17 protein-coding genes, 3 tRNA genes and 1 other RNA gene are annotated in these 20,482 nt (G+C 40.1%); 7 read left to right on the forward strand and 14 right to left on the reverse strand.

Annotated elements, in window-relative coordinates:
• Window positions 1-96: 96 nt before the first annotated feature.
• Complete coding sequence (locus tag ACZYT3_RS09450) at window positions 97-2,010, forward strand: BglG family transcription antiterminator (protein WP_464088468.1); 1,914 nt, start codon at window positions 97-99, stop codon at window positions 2,008-2,010.
• A gap of 34 nt (window positions 2,011-2,044) precedes the next feature.
• Entirely contained in the window at window positions 2,045-2,266 is a 222-nt protein-coding gene (locus tag ACZYT3_RS09455) for a hypothetical protein (RefSeq protein ID WP_294562968.1), read from the forward strand.
• A 25-nt stretch (window positions 2,267-2,291) separates the two neighbouring features.
• On the opposite strand, the gene alr is transcribed toward ACZYT3_RS09455, so the two are convergent.
• The 4 genes from alr to ACZYT3_RS09475 all read right to left on the reverse strand — a co-directional run bounded on the left by alr (window position 2,292) and on the right by ACZYT3_RS09475 (window position 6,854).
• Window positions 2,292-3,446, reverse strand: coding sequence for an alanine racemase (alr, locus tag ACZYT3_RS09460; RefSeq protein WP_464088469.1), 1,155 nt, complete (start codon window positions 3,444-3,446; stop codon window positions 2,292-2,294).
• A 3-nt stretch (window positions 3,447-3,449) separates the two neighbouring features.
• Entirely contained in the window at window positions 3,450-4,508 is a 1,059-nt protein-coding gene (locus ACZYT3_RS09465; RefSeq protein WP_464088470.1) for a D-alanine--D-alanine ligase family protein, read from the reverse strand.
• A 7-nt stretch (window positions 4,509-4,515) separates the two neighbouring features.
• Window positions 4,516-5,874 (reverse strand): UDP-N-acetylmuramoyl-tripeptide--D-alanyl-D-alanine ligase, encoded by a 1,359-nt coding sequence (locus ACZYT3_RS09470; RefSeq protein ID WP_464088471.1) that lies wholly within the window; start codon window positions 5,872-5,874, stop codon window positions 4,516-4,518.
• A gap of 254 nt (window positions 5,875-6,128) precedes the next feature.
• Window positions 6,129-6,854 carry a carbon-nitrogen hydrolase family protein gene (locus ACZYT3_RS09475; protein ID WP_464088472.1) on the reverse strand — a complete coding sequence of 242 codons (726 nt, stop codon included), beginning with the start codon at window positions 6,852-6,854 and terminating at the stop codon, window positions 6,129-6,131.
• A gap of 104 nt (window positions 6,855-6,958) precedes the next feature.
• Here ACZYT3_RS09475 and ACZYT3_RS09480 point away from each other — a divergent pair.
• The 3 genes from ACZYT3_RS09480 (at window position 6,959) to ACZYT3_RS09490 (ending at window position 7,201) form a co-directional block, all read left to right on the forward strand.
• Window positions 6,959-7,034: transfer RNA gene (locus tag ACZYT3_RS09480), tRNA-Val, on the forward strand.
• 8 nt (window positions 7,035-7,042) lie between these two features.
• A tRNA-Thr gene (locus ACZYT3_RS09485) sits at window positions 7,043-7,118 on the forward strand.
• Between the two features lie 9 nt (window positions 7,119-7,127).
• A tRNA-Gly gene (locus ACZYT3_RS09490) sits at window positions 7,128-7,201 on the forward strand.
• A 674-nt stretch (window positions 7,202-7,875) separates the two neighbouring features.
• Here ACZYT3_RS09490 and ACZYT3_RS09495 read toward each other — a convergent pair.
• Complete coding sequence (locus ACZYT3_RS09495) at window positions 7,876-12,201, reverse strand: hypothetical protein (RefSeq protein WP_464088473.1); 4,326 nt, start codon at window positions 12,199-12,201, stop codon at window positions 7,876-7,878.
• Window positions 12,202-13,144: 943 nt separating this feature from the next.
• Here ACZYT3_RS09495 and ACZYT3_RS09500 point away from each other — a divergent pair.
• Together ACZYT3_RS09500 and ACZYT3_RS09505 are read left to right on the forward strand one after the other, a co-directional pair.
• Window positions 13,145-13,438, forward strand: a complete 294-nt coding sequence (locus ACZYT3_RS09500) for a hypothetical protein (protein ID WP_464088474.1) — start codon at window positions 13,145-13,147, stop codon at window positions 13,436-13,438.
• A complete protein-coding gene (locus ACZYT3_RS09505; RefSeq protein ID WP_464088475.1) occupies window positions 13,422-13,817 on the forward strand; it encodes a hypothetical protein in 396 nt (131 codons plus the stop codon). The genes ACZYT3_RS09500 and ACZYT3_RS09505 overlap by 17 nt, the downstream gene beginning before the upstream one ends.
• A 192-nt stretch (window positions 13,818-14,009) precedes the next feature.
• On the opposite strand, the gene ACZYT3_RS09510 is transcribed toward ACZYT3_RS09505, so the two are convergent.
• The 9 genes from ACZYT3_RS09510 to gpsB all read right to left on the reverse strand — a co-directional run bounded on the left by ACZYT3_RS09510 (window position 14,010) and on the right by gpsB (window position 20,431).
• Window positions 14,010-15,236: a 5-formyltetrahydrofolate cyclo-ligase gene (locus ACZYT3_RS09510; RefSeq protein WP_464088476.1), complete on the reverse strand. Its 1,227-nt coding sequence runs from the start codon at window positions 15,234-15,236 to the stop codon at window positions 14,010-14,012.
• Between the two features lies 1 nt (window position 15,237).
• A complete protein-coding gene (locus ACZYT3_RS09515; protein ID WP_464088477.1) occupies window positions 15,238-16,119 on the reverse strand; it encodes a DUF1848 domain-containing protein in 882 nt (293 codons plus the stop codon).
• 25 nt (window positions 16,120-16,144) lie between these two features.
• On the reverse strand, window positions 16,145-16,564 hold the full coding sequence (locus tag ACZYT3_RS09520; protein WP_464088478.1) for a hypothetical protein: 420 nt from the start codon (window positions 16,562-16,564) through the stop codon (window positions 16,145-16,147).
• Window positions 16,565-16,566: 2 nt separating this feature from the next.
• Window positions 16,567-17,568 carry a recombinase RecA gene (gene recA, locus ACZYT3_RS09525; RefSeq protein ID WP_294562500.1) on the reverse strand — a complete coding sequence of 334 codons (1,002 nt, stop codon included), beginning with the start codon at window positions 17,566-17,568 and terminating at the stop codon, window positions 16,567-16,569.
• Between the two features lie 22 nt (window positions 17,569-17,590).
• Window positions 17,591-18,067, reverse strand: a complete 477-nt coding sequence (locus tag ACZYT3_RS09530; protein ID WP_294562501.1) for a CinA family protein — start codon at window positions 18,065-18,067, stop codon at window positions 17,591-17,593.
• Window positions 18,067-18,660: a CDP-diacylglycerol--glycerol-3-phosphate 3-phosphatidyltransferase gene (pgsA, locus tag ACZYT3_RS09535; RefSeq protein WP_464088479.1), complete on the reverse strand. Its 594-nt coding sequence runs from the start codon at window positions 18,658-18,660 to the stop codon at window positions 18,067-18,069. The genes ACZYT3_RS09530 and pgsA overlap by 1 nt, the downstream gene beginning before the upstream one ends.
• Window positions 18,644-19,555: a helix-turn-helix domain-containing protein gene (locus ACZYT3_RS09540; RefSeq protein ID WP_464088480.1), complete on the reverse strand. Its 912-nt coding sequence runs from the start codon at window positions 19,553-19,555 to the stop codon at window positions 18,644-18,646. Before ACZYT3_RS09540 ends, pgsA begins: the two co-directional genes overlap by 17 nt.
• Window positions 19,556-19,783: 228 nt before the next feature.
• Window positions 19,784-20,113: RNase P RNA component class B (gene rnpB, locus ACZYT3_RS09545), an RNA gene on the reverse strand.
• A gap of 3 nt (window positions 20,114-20,116) precedes the next feature.
• Window positions 20,117-20,431 (reverse strand): cell division regulator GpsB, encoded by a 315-nt coding sequence (gene gpsB / locus ACZYT3_RS09550; protein WP_294562506.1) that lies wholly within the window; start codon window positions 20,429-20,431, stop codon window positions 20,117-20,119.
• Window positions 20,432-20,482: the final 51 nt, after the last annotated feature.

Here is a 20,482-nt window from a genome sequence, read left to right on the forward strand (position 1 = left end):
AGAAGGGGGACTCACATCACATATTTCACACCACTGTGAAATTTTTATAATTAATTTTTAATAAAAGAGTTTAATATATATAGTGGGGTGATTTTGATGACAGAGCTGACACATCGACAATATAAGATATTATCTGCAATCTTACAGGCCAATACCCATATTACCTCGAATATCCTGCTCAGCTCATTATCCATTACCCGCAGAACACTGATCAATGATATAAAAAGCATCAATGCCAGCGCTCAGCTGATCTTGTCTGACAACCGCGGCTATTTCATCAATAAAGAAAAGCAAAATGAAGCTGAAGATCTTTTAATGGGCTATCAGAATATCAAAGAAAACAATAATGAAATTTTAAAATATCTCTTGACCTCCAGAACAAAGATCAGACAGGATAAGCTCATTGAAAGATTCTATATCTCGGAAAGCTCTTTACAGAAATATATCAGTGATATCAACGAAACCCTCAAAGACTATTCCTTACAGATCGTTCGTCAACATAATTGTTATATGATTGAAGGTAAAGAAGCAAACAAAAGAATGCTGCTGGCTAAGATGATCCATCAGGAAACAGAATCATTTTTTGATGATATGAATAATTTTTCTTCTTATTTTCCAAATATCGAAGTAGAAGAAGTAACGGAGAAAGTAATTGAAATCGTTGAAAAAGAAAATTATTATGTACCGAAATATTATGAATTGAATTTTCTTATCAATATTTTAGTAATCTTAAGCCGCAACCCTTTTATCAAAGAAATGCCTGACACACCTTCAAAAAGAAATCGAGAATTGGAAAGATTTCCGGAAATCAGAATTGCCCATGCGATCATTGATATGATGGCTTCTTCTTATATGATCCAATTCATCAATCCGACCCATGTCATTCAGGAATTGGATATGTGCTTATATGGCTTTATACAGCCAAAGGGAAATCGTTATGAAACGCCGGCGGCTCATTTTCTGTCAGACAGCTTTGTCAATAAGATAAGGAAGCTTCTTAAAGAAGTATTTGATTATTATTATCTGACTTCGATCGATTATGAAAGCTTTTTGAATGTTTTCTGTATCCATGTCAACGAGCTGATACGTCGCTGTTCCTATTCCCAGAATTTTACACCGACCAATGTTTCCCTTAAGCATACAAGTCCTTATATCTATGAAATAGCTGTCAGTATCGCATCAAAGATCTCTAATATCTTTAATATTCAGATTCCCGCAAGTGAGATCAATCTGATAGCCATTCATATCGGTTATGCTATCGAACAGGCTGTTTCGGATGCTGCGATCGCACCGATCGTGATCATTGCGGAAAATTATCGTAACATAGGCTCGACGATTGCGCAAAAGCTGACGACCATGTTGAAGGAAAAAGTACAGATCATGGGCTTTTATCACCGTATCAGCGATGTCCCGTATCGTAATTTTAAAGATTATTTTGTGATTTCTACCGTACAGTTTACAGAAAAGCATTCCAAGATCTGTTATATCTCACCTTTTTGTACGGATGCGGATATGCAGAAGATCTCGGAAGGTATCCATGATTATTTAGAGAAAAGATCACGTGAGAAATTTTCACACATGTTTGATCGTTATATTTCTGATAACTGCTTCTTTTCAGTAAATGAAAAGATGGATAAGTATCAGGCCATTCGTTATCTGGTCGATCATGCCTATGGGCATGGCGATGTCAATGAAAACTTTTATGAGCAGGTACTTGAAAGAGAAAGAAGCTCCAGTACCTCTTTCTATGGGAAATTTGCGATTCCACATTCCAATATTCAAAATGCCAATACGACCAAACTGTATATCATGGTCAATCATGAAGGCGTTATTTGGAATCATGAAAAGATCCATCTCATCTTTCTGATCCTGATCAATCATGAGGCTGCCAGGGATTTCAGAAAATTGTATGAAGGAATTACCGAGGCTTTATATAGAAGCAATACGATTTTTGAAAATATTGATAAGATTCAGAATATGAATGATCTGAAGAGATATCTGTTAATTTAGCTGAAACGGCTGATGCCGAGAAAGGAAGGATAACATGAAAATTAAAGTAGGCACGACAAAAATTGATGATGTGATCCAGGCACTGGACAAACAGACACAGGATGGGATCACCTTTACCTATACCGGTGTAAAAAGAGGTATCAATGCAGAGTTTGACTGCGACAGTGATGATTTTGCACAAGCCAAGGCTGCCGCTAAAAAGATCATCAAATCACATGAAGAATTTGCTGCCTTATTTATCAGCATAAACAAATAAAAGAGTCCGTCACGGACTCTTTTGCTTATTTTAATCTTGAATAAAATCTCGGTACTCGGGCACTGATCCGGCACAGCATATCATTATTGATCGTAGGTACCTTGCGGCTCCACTCATCAATTTTGACCTGCTCATCACCATCCCTGCCTACCAGCGTGACCACATCTCCTTCACAGACATCATCAACATTGCTGACATCAATCATCATCTGATCCATGCAGATATTGCCAACGATCGTACATCGCTTTCCATGTACCAATACTTCCATGCCGGAATTAGAGGCTTCTCTTGGCACGCCATCGGCATATCCTACGCTTACGGTCGCAATTTTGCGTTCGCTTTTAGCGATGTAATGTCTGCCATAAGAAATGCTTGAATTTGGCTGAACAGTTTTCACATAACTTACATTCGCATACCAGCTGAGTGCAGGTATGAAATCAGGATTGGAGCGGATCTCTATCGCATCATCACTGGTCACGCCCAATATCAATAGCCCCGGACGCACATAATCATAATGCAGCTGATAATTTAAGATTCCATAGCTGTTTTGAATATGCGTCTTGCCCGGCTTGATGCCTTCCTCTTTTAAGCGTCCAAGAACCTTTTCGAACAATTCGATCTGATGTGCCGTATATTTCAAATTCTCATCATCCAATTCATCTGCCACGGAGAAATGAGAAAAGATACCTTCAACTGCAAGATGATCCAATTGATAAACAGCCTTAATCTCCTCATAACCATCCTCATCATCCGTATAGCGAATGCCCAGACGGCCCATACCGGTATCTACCTTGATATGGCCGCGGATCATCACACCATAGGCAGATGCAAATTCATTTAATTTTTTCGCATAATCAAGACTCAGAAAATTCTGAAGCAGGTTTTCTTCGATCAGATAATGAAAGTGAACGGGTGGTGTATAACCCAGTATCAGAATATCACCACTGACACCGACCCTTCTTAGATTCAGTGCCTCATCGACGCTGCTGACAGCAAACGTATGAATACCGTTGTTTTCCAACAACTTTGCGATGACGCCGTCACCATGTCCATAGGCATTTGCTTTTACAACGGCCATGATCTCACTTTCCTTATGAAGAAGCTTTTTTATTTCTTCAACATTATGTAAGAGCGCATTGCGATCGATCGTGACCCACGATCTTGTTTTTGACTGAAGCATGATTTATCCTCTTTTCTCCAATACCAACTGAATCAAACGATCGATCAGGGCGCTGAAGCTATACCCTGCATGAGAGATCATGCTTGGATAACGGCTCGTCGCAGTCAGTCCCGGAATCGTATTTAATTCGTTTAAGACGATATCGCCATTCTTGCAAACAAACATATCGACACGGGCAAAGCCCTCACAATTCATGACGCGATAGGCTTTTTTCGCCAGTTCCTTGGCAATATCGCTCTGTTTTTTACTGATTCTTGCAGGACAGTGGATCTCTGTCTGATCAAGCTCATATTTAGCGGCAAAATCAAAGAAATCCTTATGCGTTTCGATTTCATCACATTCACCGACAACCAGTTCATCATTTCCTAATACCGCACAACCGATTTCAAAGCCATCAATGCTCTTTTCGATCAATACCTTGCTGTCATGACGGAAAGCTTCCTCCATGCCGGCTTTAAATTCCTCAAAGCTGCGTACCTTGCTGATCCCATAACTGCTTCCTGCATTGCAAGGTTTGATGAATAAAACATCACCCAGCTTTGAAACAGCATCCTCATATATTTCTTTTTCATTTTTATATTCATTTTTATAGATGCACTTATAAGGCGTACAAGGTATATTTGCACTTTCACATAAGATGTGGGTAAATTCCTTATCCATGACACAGCTGCTTGATAAGACATGACAGCCAACATAAGGAATCTGTGCCAATTCCAGATATCCCTGAAGCGTACCATCCTCACCGTTTTTCCCATGCAGTACCGGAAATACCACATCCAGATCGATAAACGTATTGCGGCCGTCCAAAAGAACGATTCCTCTTTTTTCACCCATGCTTAAGCACATTTCGACACAGGTGTCGTCCAGCCAGCGGTCATGCTCGATCTTATCATAATCCGGCTGGGTAAGATAATACCAGCTTCCCGAAGGAGAAATACCAATGCATCTGATCTCATATTTTTCGGGATTAACACTTCTCAGCATACTGCTGACCGAATGCAATGAAACACTGTATTCACTGCTTTTACCACCGAATATTACACCTAAACGTATCTTTTCCATTTCTTCTCTATGCTCCTTTTAATTCATCCAGCACCTGATCCAGATGCATGCCGCGACTGCCCTTCATCAGAATCATACATTCTTTTTTCAGATAAGGCTTTAAAATATCCACAAGCTCCTCACCGGAAGCCACCCATCTGGCATTGACTCCTGCTTCACTGGCTCCTTTTTGAATTTCCTTTGACATCTCACCAATGCATAACAAGAGATCACAATCATATTGAGCAACTTTTTTGCCCAGATCATAATGAAGCTGTGCACTGTTTTTTCCTAAATCAAACATATCCCCAAATACGATGATCTTTTCATCGCTTGTGAGATCCTGAAAGGTTTCTAAGGCCGCTAATGCACTTTGTGGATTTGATTTATAAACATCATTCAGAACCTTGCATGGGCCTAAAATTTCCAGCTGTGTCCGCCATTTTGTCGGTTCAACAAGAGTAAATCCCCTGCGGATCTCTTCATCATCCAGCCCAAGCTGCTTGGCTACCAAAAGTGCCGCCATTGCGTTAAAGGCCTGATGCTTTCCTAAAAGAGGCGTACTGATACCGCTAAGCAGATTGGTCGAAAAAGTAATGCCCTTCTCATTTTGATTAAATGAAGTCAAAATACAATCATTATATGTTTTTTCTCCATACGACAGGACCGTCTTTGGCAAGTCATGATTTTTGATCTCCTTCATCAAATAAAGATCATCACCATTATATATAAAGACGCTGTCTTTACTTAAGCTGTCGATCAGCTCACATTTTGCCTTCGCAATATTTTCCTGACTGCCTAAATTCTCAAGATGGGCGGTTCCGACATTCGTAATGATTCCGATATCCGGACGAACGATCTCACACAACTGCTCGATCTCATGCATTCTTTCCATCCCGATTTCCACAACGCCCACATCAATATTTTCATCGAAGTTGCAGATCGTATAATTGATACCTATTTCCGCATTATAGTTACCGCTTGTCTTTTGGACCCGATACCTGGCACTCAATACCCCTGCGACAAGATCTTTTGTACTCGTCTTTCCGTTGCTGCCCGTAATGCCTACGATCTTAAAGCCACAGAGATCTCGATAATTTCGCGCCAGCTCTCTAAAAGCAACAGCCGTATTCTTCACTTTTAACACACAAATGCCCTGAGGCACATCTTTTTCATTTTCATTCCATAAAATACAGCTCGCTCCCGCATCGGCAACCTGCTGGCCAAAGCGATGTCCATTCACTTTTTCGCCGATCAAAGGAATAAATAAATCATTTTCTTTTACCTGACGTGAATCAAAGCAAACACCGCTCACCATTCTATCTTCATAACTGTTGTCCCATTCAACACCCAGCATTTTTGCTATTTCGCTACATCTTTTATGCATAAACGACCACCCTTGATTTTAATCCTTCTTATTATACACCATTTTTCACTAACGTAAAACAAAAGAGAAAGGAAAAAATTCCTTTCTCTCACTTGCTGCGAATCATTCGATAAACAGCAGCGACCAATGCCGCAATATTAGCACTGATCAAAAACACAGGCATAATGATCATACTTTCTACCTCCTACTATTATATATCCACTCAAGAGGTAAAATTCCCAAAAATTTATCGTTTTTTTTTATTTTCTCAATACTTACAGCTCTAATGTAATATTATCGCTTTGTCCTCTTTTTCCTTCCAATAAGATCTTTCCATCCTTATAAACAAAACTTCCTCCTATAGACAAAGGGATCTGTGTATAAGAATTTACTAAAAGCACATACGGTTTTAAATGCTTGATCCGATTTAAATAAGCTTCTTTTTCCTGTATCCACTTCTCTTCACTGAAATTGACATAAACTGGCCACAATATGACATCTACATCAAGCTTACTGATCTCATCAAGCAGGTCATCATCCCAAAGATCTCCACACAAGGCACTTACAAAGCGTTTTCCCTCCAGCTCAAACACATCAAAGCAATTTCCTTCACCATAATATTCATCACATATTTTATACTCTTTCCAGCCGATCGAACGTCTGCGATAGTTTGAAAGAACATTCCCGTTTTTATCGACCACTAAATAAGATGAAAAAATACGCCCTTTAAAATTCTCAAAATACCCAAAAGCACATGCAACCTGAAAACGACTTGCGATGCTTCGAATACACCTTAATTCATAAGATGAAAGGAAAACGGCTTTATCCTGATCCTTATCATAATTCCAGCTCAGTGAATCAAATCCCTGAAGGAACGATTCCCCAAAAATGATCATATCTATTTTTTTATCACTTGCTTCCTTGATAGCATTGATAATGACCCTGATATTGTGTCTTACATCATTGTTTACAAACTCATAAGATAAAAGTGAAATTTTCATAATTACCACCCGTTCATAATTATAAAATTTAAATTTATGATTGACAAGTCTTTCATTTTGAATTAATATAATAAAGCACCTAGGAAACTAGGTTAAATATACATGGAGGTTTAGCTCAGTTGGGAGAGCGTCTGCCTTACAAGCAGAGGGTCAGCGGTTCGAGCCCGTTAACCTCCACCATTTTTTTTGCCGACTTAGCTCAACTGGTAGAGCAACTGACTTGTAATCAGTAGGTTGGGGGTTCAAGTCCTCTAGTCGGCACCATATTTTTTTGCGGGTGTAGTTCAATGGTAGAACTTCAGCCTTCCAAGCTGACTACGTGGGTTCGATTCCCATCACCCGCTCCATCTATGCGATATAAGCTAATTCGTTCAGCGAATTAGCTTTATTTTTATATCTTTTCCGAACTATTTGAAGCGGTTCGATATCCCATGTTTAGTTGTCCTTGTAAAGAGTATGCTCTTTGACAACTGAATACGGGTTATGGAACTTTCCAAAAGCAAATAGCAAGAATACCGTACACTGTGACTTATTATTTTGTAAATAATAGCGATCAATATGTGTACGCGATGACAGGCTGGGATATAATGATACTTGACGTTAACTGAGTCATCCGATCAAGCGGGCCGGTGAGATTCCAATGATGACGTGCTTCACTGATCAGTCATGAAGGAAATATTGCTTACTATGATCCCATCTGCTAGATTAAATTCAAAAGCAAGAAATTAAAGGTGTCTTGCTCTTATGAGTCAAATGTATCGAAGCAAGGGAACTGATTATCACCTCGCCCGAAGTCTATACACAATATGAGCCGCAGCCCAGCCGATAAGGAAAGGACTGCACCGTATGAAAGAGAAAGTGTCCGTGACCAGCTCAGACAGTTACTGCGGAGGGAAGAAGCCAAAAGCCAAAACGCAAAACACGTGACATGAAACGAAAACAATACCACAGGCTTCCTGTGGTATATACATAAAGATTGCACCCCATGGAATGAACCCACGGGGCGCATCGTTGTCATAGATTATCTGTTGTATTTTCTCTTTCGTCTATAAAGGGCTGTGCCGGTCAGGACTGCACCCGATATAAGCAGTGTTGCTATCCAGAGAGTGATGCTGCTATTGTCGCCAGTCTGAGGGATGTCTGTTTTCCCTGTATCAGAGTTGTCTTTATTATCCGTCTGGTCGCTGCCAGCCGGGACAGACGTTTCCTCGGCAATCGTAAAGGTGCCAGTCGCTTCGCCATTGGTGTACAGCACCGTGATGGTGTGCTCACCTGCCGTAAGGGTATTCAGATACTCCGCCTTCAGGGTGATGACCGTGCTGCCGCTTGCCGCCGTATAGTTAGCCGCATCTACAATTTTGCCATCCACCTCAATACCAGCGAACTTGCTGAATGCGCCATTTGTCGTAAAGGTAAGGCCTCCATCGCTGTTCGGTATCCATGTACTGCCGTGACCTTCGATGATGCGATAAGCGCCAAGGTCAACCAGCAGACTTTCCAGCTTTTTCTCTGTTTCTACCGGAATCAGGGATTTTTCATACTCGCTGAGAGCGTCATACTGTTCTTTCGCTGCGCCTATTTGTTTTTCCGCTTCAGTGTCGTCCGGGCTTACCGTATCCGGCAGGGCTTCAATCGCGGCTTCAGCGTTTTCCACCCTTGCAATGACTTCAAGGGCTTCCTCAATCCGCTTCAGTGTTTCTTCAAACATCACATTTTCTTCATCGGTGTAGTTGCCGCCAAACTCATCAAGCGCCTGCTGAATATCTTCTTTTGCCTGCTCCAGCGTACTCTTGTCCTCCAGCGTTACATTGTCTGTCGTAATGTCCTGCACCTGCTTGATAGATTCGGTGGAGCCCGCCTGCTCCGCCTCGTCCAGCCGGTCAAGAATATCCTGCGCGTCGTTTGCAAGCTCCTCAAGGATTGTTTTTTCCTCACCCGTCAGGTTTTCGTCAGTCAGCCTTTCTTTCAGATCGTTCAAATATTCCTGCACGGTTTCATGGTCAGCAGAAGTTGCATTGTCCTGCGTAATATCGCCAAGGGCTTCCACCAATGAGCCGGTCGTTTTCATAGTAACGGTAACGGTCGTTTCATTGCCCACCTTATCGGCAACTACAATCGTATAACTGGTATCTGTATTGCCCGCAAGGGTAAGCGCGCCGTTTTTGTCCAAAGAAAGCTGTTTTCCGTTTACCGTTACGCTCTCAAGATTTGTTTCTGTTACTGTTACTTTTTGTGTTGTGTAATAGGTTTCCCCATTTGTGACGCCGGAAATCACCGGATCTGTCAGGTCAAAGGTCGCTCCGTCAGAGGCGAAGCAGGTCACATTGTCCGCATTGTCCGTCACCTTCACATAGTAAATAAACTTTTCTGTATCCCGCGCCATCTCAGCTATCGGTTCCGTATAAGTCGTCCAGCCAGTGATTGCCGCAACCTCATCTTCGGAAAGAATCACTTCGCTGCGGAAATACTCGATGGATTTTACGCCGCTTCCCGCATCACTTGCGTTTATCGTTACATCCACGTTCTCTTTAAAGAACAATCCAAAGGAAACTGCATTGATAAATTTCTTGACAGAGTTTTCCTTAATCTTGATATCACCATCAGGCGCAGTGATATCCGCAACGCCGTCCACTGTGATTGCTGTATCCGACTGAATTGTCACGCTGTAAGTACCATCCGTGCTCTGTGTCAGGGTTGTGCCGTTAGCTTTCACCGCAAAGCTGTCCGTTGCCGAATATCCTTCCGCAAGATTGACCTTAAAAGTAAATACCGAATTGTAGTTAAGCGTTGTCCCATTATCGCTCGAAACAGTATAGCCTACAGGGCTTGTTGGAAGTGTCACCGTATAGGTTCTCGTGCTGTCAGAAAACTGCGCTGTATAGGCAGCCGGCTCGCTTGCTGCTGTAATAGCCGGAGACCAGCCAATAAAAGTATAGACAGTATCTACCGTCGGCTCTTTGCTGCCGTCGGTGTGGGTTGGCGTTTCTCCGCTCAATACATACGTCGTATCGTCAGCCGCTCCGTTACCGTCAATATCCCAGCAGATCTGGTAAGAAAGTCCCTTGTTAGCAGGATCTGTACCAGTATAAGTGCTGCCGGCATTTATACGAACCTCTCCATTGTTGGTAATTGTACCGCTGTTTTGAACAGTTCCGTTATTTTCCAAGATTCCTTCAACAATAAGCTCACCTTTGACTGTCAGCGTTACCTCTTCCGGAATGATCCATGTAGTGTCAGCCGGAACGGTCAGGACTTCCCCTTCTTCTATCGTGAGATCCATGGCCAGCTCCTGATTACCGTAGACGGTTCCTGCGTTCTGCAAAAATAAGATGCCATGGAAGGTGGAAGACGCATTGCCGGCATCGGTCTGATTGGTGTACACGATAGCATTGCTTCCTTCCGGTGCATACAGTCCACCCGTATCAGTTCCAACCGTATTACCATTACCAATACTTTTTGTCCTTATCAAACCACGCAAAATAGTGATTTTTCCACTTTTTCGATAAATGCCAGCTCCAATTCCAGAATAAGAGTCTTCTATGAAACCTGCTTCAATCAATCCGCCATAGATATTTACATTAGAATCACTTCCACCGATTGCCATCCAATTGTAATGCCCCCCAGAGGCAACCAACGTTCCCATCTGAGAGCCATTAGATTGAGCATAAATATTTAAAATATGGCCATTTGCATTGATACCACCATTTTCATTTCTACCTTTCACCGTCAACGTTGCCCCATCCATCAACAACAGATTAATATCATCACTCAGAGTGACGCCGTTATCAATCGTGACATTGCCAATGGCAATGTACCATGTGGTCTTCCCGTCCACTTTCTGCCATGTAGAAGCAGTTGCGGTTGCAGGGACGAGGGCGCAGTCGCCTGAAATATATGCAATTTCACCCTGCTCATTGAGATAATAAGAATCTTTTATTAACTGACTGTCAGCGCCATTCACGTCCGATGTAGAGAAGATAACTCCACCTTCGCCTGAAATGGTGCCGTTATTTATAAGGGCTCCTTTGTTGTAGATGATTCCAGTATTCATGCCCCCGTTGCAGATAAGCTTTCCGTTCTCATTAATTTCTATCAGACTGCTGCTATTAATAGAGCTGCAACTAACCGAGCCGCTTATTTCCACATTTTTTGTGTTGATGAGTTTTCCTGTACCGTTTACCGAACCTGTGCTTTCTACGGTCAGCGTATCATTATTTTCAAGAGTTCCTGCGCTAACCAATGTACCGACTACAAGGAGCGTTCCGTTATTGGTGAGTGTAATGCCGGTCGGAACAGTCAGCTTTGCTCCGCTTGAAATCTCCAGCGTATATCCTTTCTCCACTGTCAAGTCTGTCGAAAGCGTCTGATTGCCATAAACTCCTATGGCATTTCCTTCATAAATAATACCGCTCCAGCTTTCTCTATGCGATACATCCGAAATGCCGTTGGTTTTTATAACAGCATTCCCATTGGTTCCTGTTGTAAAAGATTCCGCATAAATCCCCTGTACAGTTCTATAAAGTCCATCCCACTTGGAGGATCCAGTTGCGGTTACTGTTCCACCATTGATAATAACAGTACCTCCGGTTGTCAATGCAGAATAGATGTTTGACGTTCCCCCAATACCGGATCCCAATCCACCACTATACTTATATGGACTACCGGTGGCATTTATCACACCGCCATTAATAACAATAGTACCGACTTCGTCTACACCCTCGCCTATGCCCGGATATCCAGCCCGTCCAGTGGCATTCAGTGTTCCAGTACCGCCGTTTTGACCATAGATGGTAAGGCTGTTATCACCAGATACAACGATACCCTGAGAACAGGTCAGGATACTGCTGTCCGTCAGGATTAAAGAAACAGCGCCAGATACGGTGACCACATCGGAAATGGTAACATTTCCATTCACAACGTACCAGCCCTCTGTCCATGTAGTTGGCATATTATCGGTATTGATTTCGGTGTATTCTGCTACTTCGCAAGTTGACCAATTGCCGTTGTCATAGTCAAGATAAGAGATATTGCCAGTCAGTGGCACACTGGCGTTCATCAGCATCACAAATTCATCCAGAACCTCCGCGCCAGTAATCTGCCCCTTCTGCTCAGCAGAAAGAAGCTTATAGGCTTCATATGCCGCTGAATACTGTTCTATGGCTGCCTGAAGGTCATCGTCATTCATTCTCTCCATGTCCGTAAGAACAGGCAGAGCGTTAATCATCTCCTGTACATGTTCGCACAGTCCTGTGTCCGGTGCATTTGCTGCCAATACCATCTGCGGGCAAATGGATAACACCATGGAAGCGCAGAGCAGCAGGCTTAAAAAACTTCTTTTAATCTTCATCTTTCTCCAGTCCTTTCGTCTGATTTTAAAAATTTAATAAAAAACGAAAAGGCGAATCTTACCCACGCTAAATTGAGCAGATTATGCCTCCTGATTTTTTTATATATTTAGTTTGACAAGGAAAAAAGGCAGAGTTAGCCTGTGCTGTGTGTTGTTAGGTTTGTCGCACCTGTCGTCATCCCTGTCAACCCTTCAGACATAATTTTACAGATAGAAGCATATCATAAATTCAGGCAGTTATCAATCTTTTTTGAGGAAAAGCGGAATGCCTGAACGATAATCTTTCACCCAAACAGTCCATCCTTTCATGTAGTCATTTAGAGGTAAAAAAAGCCTTGTCGCCATCCCCATACACCGATATACCTTTCTTCTTTTTCGACTGGTAGTTAAGAGCTGACGATGCGTTTTGATTTCATAAGCAATGCCACGAGGATCACGATCTTATAAAGGAATCAATCAGAAATGATTGATTTTTTTGTAAATGTGAACCAAAAAAGCTGGTTTCTTTTCATAGGATTCTGATCGTCATAAATATTATTAAGTCATAAAAGAAATAAAGATAACATACTTTTCATGTGAAAGATATAAATTATATTTTATACTGTCTTGAAATCAGATTTTATCATATAAATCATTATAATTAAAGACTGTTATTTTAGTTATTTTCAGTTAATATGTGAATGAAAAGAAATGCATGAAAGGGAAAAATATGAAAGAAGTGTTAAAATTAATATCTTACGTTTCCTGTAACGGATGACTACCATTACGAGGAAACTAAAAATACATGTACGAAATGTACAAATCTAATGAAAGATCGTCTGGCAGAGGTAAGATAAATGTACAATATATAATTTAAGAAATTAATGATGACAATAAGTTTTCTTTATTTTTTTGATATAGCCAGTTAACTATAAACTCATATAAAATAAGAAGGAGAGGGAAAATGAGAAATGAAAAAATGATTCTTTCCATATCTACTGCATATAAAATAAAAATTTTTGAAGAAAATTCACTATCTGCATGGATTGAAAACTGTCTTGTATCTGAAAATATGACCATTACTTCAAATAGTCCTGAAATCATTTCAGATAAGAATAAAACTAATAATTTCCTGAAACAAGACATTGTTTATTTGTGGAAAAAACATATGATCGTCACATTACCTACTATACTGAGTATTTTTTGCGAGATGATTAAAGTATTGTATAGTCAGAATCAGTATGAAAAAAAAGTATAAAATGATGATATTTATCTTTGCATTCATTTTGTTTGTAACCTACAACTTTACAATTCTAAAATTACACCAACAAATAAGTATGTTCCAAACAGAAAAACAGATACTTGGGACTTTCATTACCGAAGAAAATACACTTATTCATGCACAGTATTTTGTTGTGGATCAAGAAAAAAATGCCTATTGGTATCAACAGCAGGGATTTTATAAAGAAGGAAGCGTTGAGCGGTTAAATGAAAGGAATGTATATAAAGCTGATTTTGAAGATAATTCTATCATAATTGTTTTTTATGAAGATCATTTATTGCTGATAGATGGAGATCATGCTGTAAATTATTCCAGAATAAGCCAGACACCTCAATTTATAGGGATAAACAAATAATAGAGGCTCATTGAGCTTTATGAAAGCAAAGATAAATGCCAATACTAATAAAAGAGTAGGTAAAATATAGGTTTTATATAAAAAGAGATGGCAACAAATGTATCATGTATGCTATCTCTTTTACATATATTTTGTTTATAAAAATAAACCAAGCTCATGAAAATCACAGATATCAATCTGTATCTGTGTTTTTTATATGCTTTTTTCTAAATAATGATCTAAATATTCCTTCCATTCAGGTACATTTTCTTCCTCAAAGAAATGATAAAGAAAAGATACCATGATTTCATGACGATGTTTAGCCTCTTCTTTTCCGGCTTCAGTCATCATCATTCCTTTTAATTTTAATAATTTTTCGAAAAAATGATTACAGCTGCTGTCCGCACATTTTTGGGTATATCGGTCGGCATCCATATCTTCTGCAGGAAAGATTTCTTTGTTAAAGAATGGCTTTCCTTTTTTCATGCTATAAGTATAGGCCCGTAAGATTCCCCTTGTTCCTATCGCATCACACATATCTGCATCAGATACGATCTTACCTTCAATCGTCAAAGGTCTTATTCCCTTTAAGGCTTTGCTGTATCCGATGCGAGCCAATGATTCTAAAACTCTCGTCTGTGTTTCGTGACTGATTTTTGCTTCAGACATGATCCTTTTAGCGTTTGTCAGCTTCTGTGCATTTTCCATGCCAAACAGCTTATAATCATCGACATCATGCAACAAAGCAATCAAAGCCGTAATTTCTTTATCCGCCTTCTCTTTTTCACAAAACCTCAAAGACAGCTCTAAAACGTGTTCGATATGATCCATTCCATGCCCCGAATCATCCTTTGCCAATAACTGAGCAACCCCCTGCTTCACTTCTTCAATGACATTTTCTTTTCTAAAATTACCCTTCATAGTTATCACTTCATCCATCTGAATATCATATTCATTTATTTCAATTGCTTCATCACTAAGCTGTTCATCAAAACAAATGCCTATTTTATAAATTTCTTTATCCTGAAGATAACGATCATAATATCCACCGCCATATCCAAGACGATTCCCTTTTTCATCAAAACAAAGACCGGGTATGATCATTACTTCGATCTTTTCTGCCCTCACACTTGCTTCAGGTTCCAAAATACCCAAAGCATTACGATGTATGATCTCATCAAGCGATTTGATCTCATAAAATTCCATTTCTTCCTTATTGATGACTTTAGGAAGATATACATGCTTATGATCCAGCAACGCCTTTTGAATCATCGCTTTGGTATCTACCTCACTTCCGCATGAATAATAGAAGGCAATATGATCGGATTGCTGATAGGAGGTATGATTTCTGATCTTATCAGCGATCTTTGATGATTGGATCGTTTTATTAGGAATATTTTTTCGAAGTTGCTTGTATTTTTCTCTAAGCTGCTGTTTCATATCATTTTCTTTCCTTTATCATATCATCATCTTTTAAATATCCCACCAGCATCGTTGAGTCATCATCATGCCTGCTCATATTTTTCATTACCGCTGATTCATCAAAATTAGCATAACAATAACGACACATATGGGAACAACAGTTATAAACACCAATATCTGCCATTTCCACACAATTACATTTTTTCCCGCGGGCATTCCAACGTTTATATTTCTTATGCGTCAGCTGAAACGCTAACTCTTTCGACAAACAATCTGAATGAATAAATCCAAATTCACACAAATCACGCTCTTCTGCACACGTCTGTACGCTCATGCCATGTAAAGCAGCACTTTGCGCAAATGAACGGCCAATTATCTGATAATCTTCTTCACGTAAAGCCCTGTCCCTTAATAAATGCCTGTTTCTCTGGACATTTTTATACTCATCTAAAAAGGAAATAATGATATGACTGACATATCCATCAAGCAAACAACACATTCTCTCAAAAGCCCGAATATGATAATCAATCGTATAAGCATCACTGATAAAAACAGGATCATAACGTACATAGATATATTCTTTCGGCATTTTCTTAGAAAGCTCTTTGATTCCATCAATGATCTTTTTCTTATCTATGACAATAGGTTCAATATCTTTTTTATAAGGAGTCAGGGTTACGTGAAATAACAATGGCTGTTTTATTTTGGAAAGATAAGGCAGGATCGGCCATGGATTTTTGGTACAAAACATGATGGCATCGACATTGTCAAAATAAATACGGCTGACAAAAGATGGGTAAAAAGGATTGCGTACATCGACAAAGCCTTCTTCATAGCGCTTCATGAACCATTCTGTATAAAAAGCTACGATATCACAGCGTCCGCTTACATTTAATATCATCTTACCTCCTAAGAAAAAAGTCTACTTACATAGACTTTATATCTTCACTTAACAAGAGATTTACATTCATCCATCCATCCAAAAGATCAGCCAATTCACCATTTTCATCTTTCAGACCCGTTAATGTAAGATAATCTTCAATATGTTGATGATTCATGACTGAATGCATGACCTTATTTCTGTCAGAAAGAATTTGTTCCTCAGAATAAGCCTTATTTTTCTTCAAAAAGAAACGATCACAATGTCTTCGTATCTGTTCGATCAATTCCTTCGAATACTTTTTCTCCAGATTATAGAAAATCATTGCGGTTGAATAGAGATAGGTCGGGTAATAAAGCTTTTCGTCATGATATTGATCCACGATGTAATGACCTCTATTTAAAGATGTTTCACAACAGATAAATCCCATGACATCCGGTTTAGGCTTTTTCTTGAAAAATTTCATAACTAAGCCGTCAGCTTTTCCTTTACAAGGGCATCTACTTCATTAAAGACATCCGGATTATTCTTCAAATAGTTCTTGGCAGCATCTCTTCCCTGAGCGATCTTTTCTCCCTTATATGAGAACCATGCCCCGCTCTTTTGAATGATATCATAATCGACAGCCAAATCTAAAAGCTCCGCAACATAACTGATTCCCTGGCCATACATGATCTCTACGACAGCTGTCTTGAACGGTGGTGCCACCTTATTCTTAACGACCTTGACATTTACCTTATTGCCGACGATTTCAGTACCATTTTTAATCGCTTCTGATTTTCGAATATCCAAACGAACCGAAGCATAAAATTTCAAAGCTCTTCCGCCCGGCGTCGTTTCCGGATTACCAAACATGATTCCTACTTTTTCACGAAGCTGATTGATGAAGATCGCCGTACATTCGCTTCGATTCATCACACCGGCAAGCTTTCGCATCGCTTTAGACATCAGACGAGCCTGCAGACCGACATGAGCATCGCTCATCTCTCCATCTAATTCCGCCTGCGGTACCAGTGCTGCCACTGAGTCGATAACGACCAGATCGATCGCTCCTGATTTGATCAAAAGCTCTGTGATCTCCAATGCCTGCTCACCCGAATCCGGCTGGGATAATATCAGATCATCGATCTGGACGCCTAAATTCTGTGCGTAAACAGGATCGATCGCATTTTCCGCATCAATAAAAGCAGCTCTTCCGCCTTTTTTCTGAACTTCCGCAATTGCATGAAGAGCAAGAGTGGTCTTACCGCTTGATTCCGGACCGTAGATCTCAATGATCCTTCCTTTTGGAAAACCGCCAATACCCAGTGCCTGATCGATCTTTAATGATCCTGAGCTGATGGCATCGACATCTACGCTGGCACGATCTCCCAGCTTCATGATCGAACCTTTTCCGTATTGTTTTTCAATTTGCGCAATGGTATCTTTCAACAGCGCTTCGGATTTATCTTTTTCCTTATCTTTATCCATATTTTTGAAACCTCCTACTCTTTTATATGCATTCTTTTGTCATATTTCCCAAAATTTCTTTAATTTTTTTTATACTTTCTTCAATAACACGATGACGAATCTCATTTCGACTTCCCTTAAGCATATATTCGAAGCAGAAAACTTCATCCTTAAAGGCTACCCCGCAGTAAACACAGCCTACCGGTTTATTGTCACACACATCAGGTCCGGCATTACCCGTATATGAAATACACAGATCGACATCCATCAGCTTTTGTGTATGAAGAGCCATTTCGCGGGCAACCTCTTCACTGACAACACCCTTTTCCGCAATTATTTTCGGATCGACACCCACGATCTTCTCTTTAATTTCATTGCTGTAGGTCACAATGCTTCCTTTATAGACAGCACTGATACCGCTGAAATCACACAGCATGGCCGCTAACAGCCCGCCGGTACAAGATTCACAGGTAGCAATCGTAATATGTTTCTTTTTTAAAAGCTCTACAAATTCTTCCATTACATTGATTCCAAAATATATTTTTTCATTTGCATAAAATAACTAAATCCACTGGCCACTGAAACCAGCATCGAAAACCAGAGCATAAACTCAGCCATCGGAAATCTCCAAAGCTCAAATGGCAAATTATTTAAAAGCACTAAAATGATCGTGATCATCTGACTGACCGTCTTGATCTTTCCAAGCATTCCGGCAGCTACCACGACCCCTTTGCTTGCCGTGCTCATTCTCATACCGTCCACGATCGTATCGCGCCAGATCATGACGATGACCGGCACAATCGGTACCATGCCGTAGCACACAAACATGATCAGCATCGTATTTACCAGCATCTTATCGGCAATCGGATCGATAAACTTTCCGAATGAAGTAATCAGATGATTTTTTCGGGCAATCTGTCCATCCAGATAATCTGTGAAAGATGCAACACAGAACAAGATCAATACTAAAATATTTTTCAATGAAAGGCTTACGATTCCAAAAGTAAACTGTGGCATTGCAATATTCAGCTGAGCATATGGAAAGATCCATACAAGAACGATCAAAGGCACAAGCGCCATTCTAAAACAGGAAAGCTTATTCGGCAGGTTCACTTGTATTTCCTCCAATCGTAAAATTTATTTCTTGAACGCCCGGTATATTCGCTATTGATTCATCAATTTCAACTTCTTTATCATCTACATACAGCTTCATTCCGGCAAAATAACCAAAGCGCAGATTCAATTCCCTATTATTCACCGGATCAAGCTCCATTTCAAGTGTTGTACCGGCATCATATACCCTTGCCTCAGGCGTGGTAAGCTCTGTACCATCCAATATGGCCCGAAACCATGAATTTGAAGCAAATTCAATTCTCAAAGTAAATTTTTCCTCCGCATTTTCAATGACATAATCACCGACCTGCTCACCAGGAATTACTTCGATTTCCTTCACTTCTACCGGTTCCTCAGGCTGATCTATCTGTGGCTTGTCATCATTTGTATCTTCAGGAGGCGTCACATCAGCGATCGGCTCATCATTTCCCGAGAATAACTGTCGTGAAAGATAATAACCACCGACCGTTACCAGACAGATAACGATCAATGCAATGACCGCAACAAAACTGATCAATGAAAAATCAATCTTGCGCTCTACCTTCTTTGCCGGATTGCGCTTTTTATATTCATTGACCCGCTGTGTTGATTTCTCGCGAATATTCTTTTCTGATTCATTTTGGGCACGCAGCTGGTCTGCCTGAAATGACATCGTATAGCTGTTGATACTGTCACTCAGCTGTTGCTTCACTTCATGATAATCAATACCAATCGCATTGCAGTAAGACTGAATGAAAAACTGGAGATAGGAAAGATCATCCTTAAAAGCATCCAGATTTCCTTCTTCAATGGCTTTGATCCTGGCAGCAGGCATTCTTGTCTTTTCTGCTACCTGATCGATCGTGATTCCTTTTTCTAGTCTTTTTTGTTTTAAAAATTCTCCGATTTCTTTCATAGTCTACAATCACCTTTTTATTCCACAATATTATAACATGACACCTTGGACATTTCAACGAACAAGACAGATTTGCAGATGATATTCATTTTTTATCACGCATCGTTATAATTTCTTATAACTTGCAGTTTATTATATCATATTTTTATATAAAATGATAATTTTTTTTGTGATTTTTTTCTTATCAGTTATAATAAAGCCTCGCTGATGCGAGGCCGATGACCGACATTATATAAGCCATGTTCTGTCCTTCATAAAGAAGTGGCAACCATTTATCTACACTTTCGTGTCCGCTGCTTGTTTCATTTCACTTGCAGCGATTCCCCTACCAAATTTGGGTTTCTCGCTTATGGGGTTTACCCGTTCCACCTGAGCGTTTCCGCCCAGCTCGTTTCTGTGGCACCTTCGCGGTCTTGACCATAGTTTCCCTTAGGTGTCGACCGGCCGTTAGATTTCTCTACCTGAACTTATGACTTCGTTCAGCATAAACACTACATTCATCTCAGAATGTGCGAGCATGGACTTTCCTCTAGCTGACGCCAGCGATTGCCCTAATATCGGTTATTTGTTTTTAAATACTTCTGCTTCCAGACGAGAGAGCCTTCTCAATACATCTAAATTTGATGCATTCGTCGATACCTCGCCTTGCATATTTAAGCGGGCCTGCAGATCGCTGATCTGGTTCTTCAAGCTCTCGATCGTATTCTCATATTTTAAAAGCGTATCTGTACATTCCTTGATTTTTTCATCATACTGCTGATAATCATGGATGACACGATCAAGAAATTCATCGACTTCCTGCGCGTTATACCCTTTAAAATCAATATTAAACTGCTTGTCCAATATTTCCTGAACAGTTAATTCAAATGTCTGCATAACTTCACCACCTTTATTAGTTTCTCAAATTTTCTCATAAATTGCAAGTCA

Source organism: Traorella sp. mt218 (assembly GCF_055420025.1).

Coding starts and splice junctions, on each gene's coding strand:
- ACZYT3_RS09505 (WP_464088475.1), top strand. CDS start 13,422: ATGAAAAAAAAGTATAAAATGATGATATTTATCTTTGCATTCATTTTG.
- ACZYT3_RS09465 (WP_464088470.1), bottom strand. CDS start 4,508: ATGGAAAAGATACGTTTAGGTGTAATATTCGGTGGTAAAAGCAGTGAA.
- ACZYT3_RS09450 (WP_464088468.1), top strand. CDS start 97: ATGACAGAGCTGACACATCGACAATATAAGATATTATCTGCAATCTTA.
- ACZYT3_RS09455 (WP_294562968.1), top strand. CDS start 2,045: ATGAAAATTAAAGTAGGCACGACAAAAATTGATGATGTGATCCAGGCA.
- ACZYT3_RS09530 (WP_294562501.1), bottom strand. CDS start 18,067: ATGGAAGAATTTGTAGAGCTTTTAAAAAAGAAACATATTACGATTGCT.
- ACZYT3_RS09510 (WP_464088476.1), bottom strand. CDS start 15,236: ATGAAACAGCAGCTTAGAGAAAAATACAAGCAACTTCGAAAAAATATT.
- recA (WP_294562500.1), bottom strand. CDS start 17,568: ATGGATAAAGATAAGGAAAAAGATAAATCCGAAGCGCTGTTGAAAGAT.
- ACZYT3_RS09475 (WP_464088472.1), bottom strand. CDS start 6,854: ATGAAAATTTCACTTTTATCTTATGAGTTTGTAAACAATGATGTAAGA.
- ACZYT3_RS09515 (WP_464088477.1), bottom strand. CDS start 16,119: ATGATATTAAATGTAAGCGGACGCTGTGATATCGTAGCTTTTTATACA.
- ACZYT3_RS09540 (WP_464088480.1), bottom strand. CDS start 19,555: ATGAAAGAAATCGGAGAATTTTTAAAACAAAAAAGACTAGAAAAAGGA.
- ACZYT3_RS09520 (WP_464088478.1), bottom strand. CDS start 16,564: ATGAAATTTTTCAAGAAAAAGCCTAAACCGGATGTCATGGGATTTATC.
- ACZYT3_RS09470 (WP_464088471.1), bottom strand. CDS start 5,874: ATGCATAAAAGATGTAGCGAAATAGCAAAAATGCTGGGTGTTGAATGG.
- alr (WP_464088469.1), bottom strand. CDS start 3,446: ATGCTTCAGTCAAAAACAAGATCGTGGGTCACGATCGATCGCAATGCG.
- gpsB (WP_294562506.1), bottom strand. CDS start 20,431: ATGCAGACATTTGAATTAACTGTTCAGGAAATATTGGACAAGCAGTTT.
- ACZYT3_RS09495 (WP_464088473.1), bottom strand. CDS start 12,201: ATGAAGATTAAAAGAAGTTTTTTAAGCCTGCTGCTCTGCGCTTCCATG.
- ACZYT3_RS09500 (WP_464088474.1), top strand. CDS start 13,145: ATGAGAAATGAAAAAATGATTCTTTCCATATCTACTGCATATAAAATA.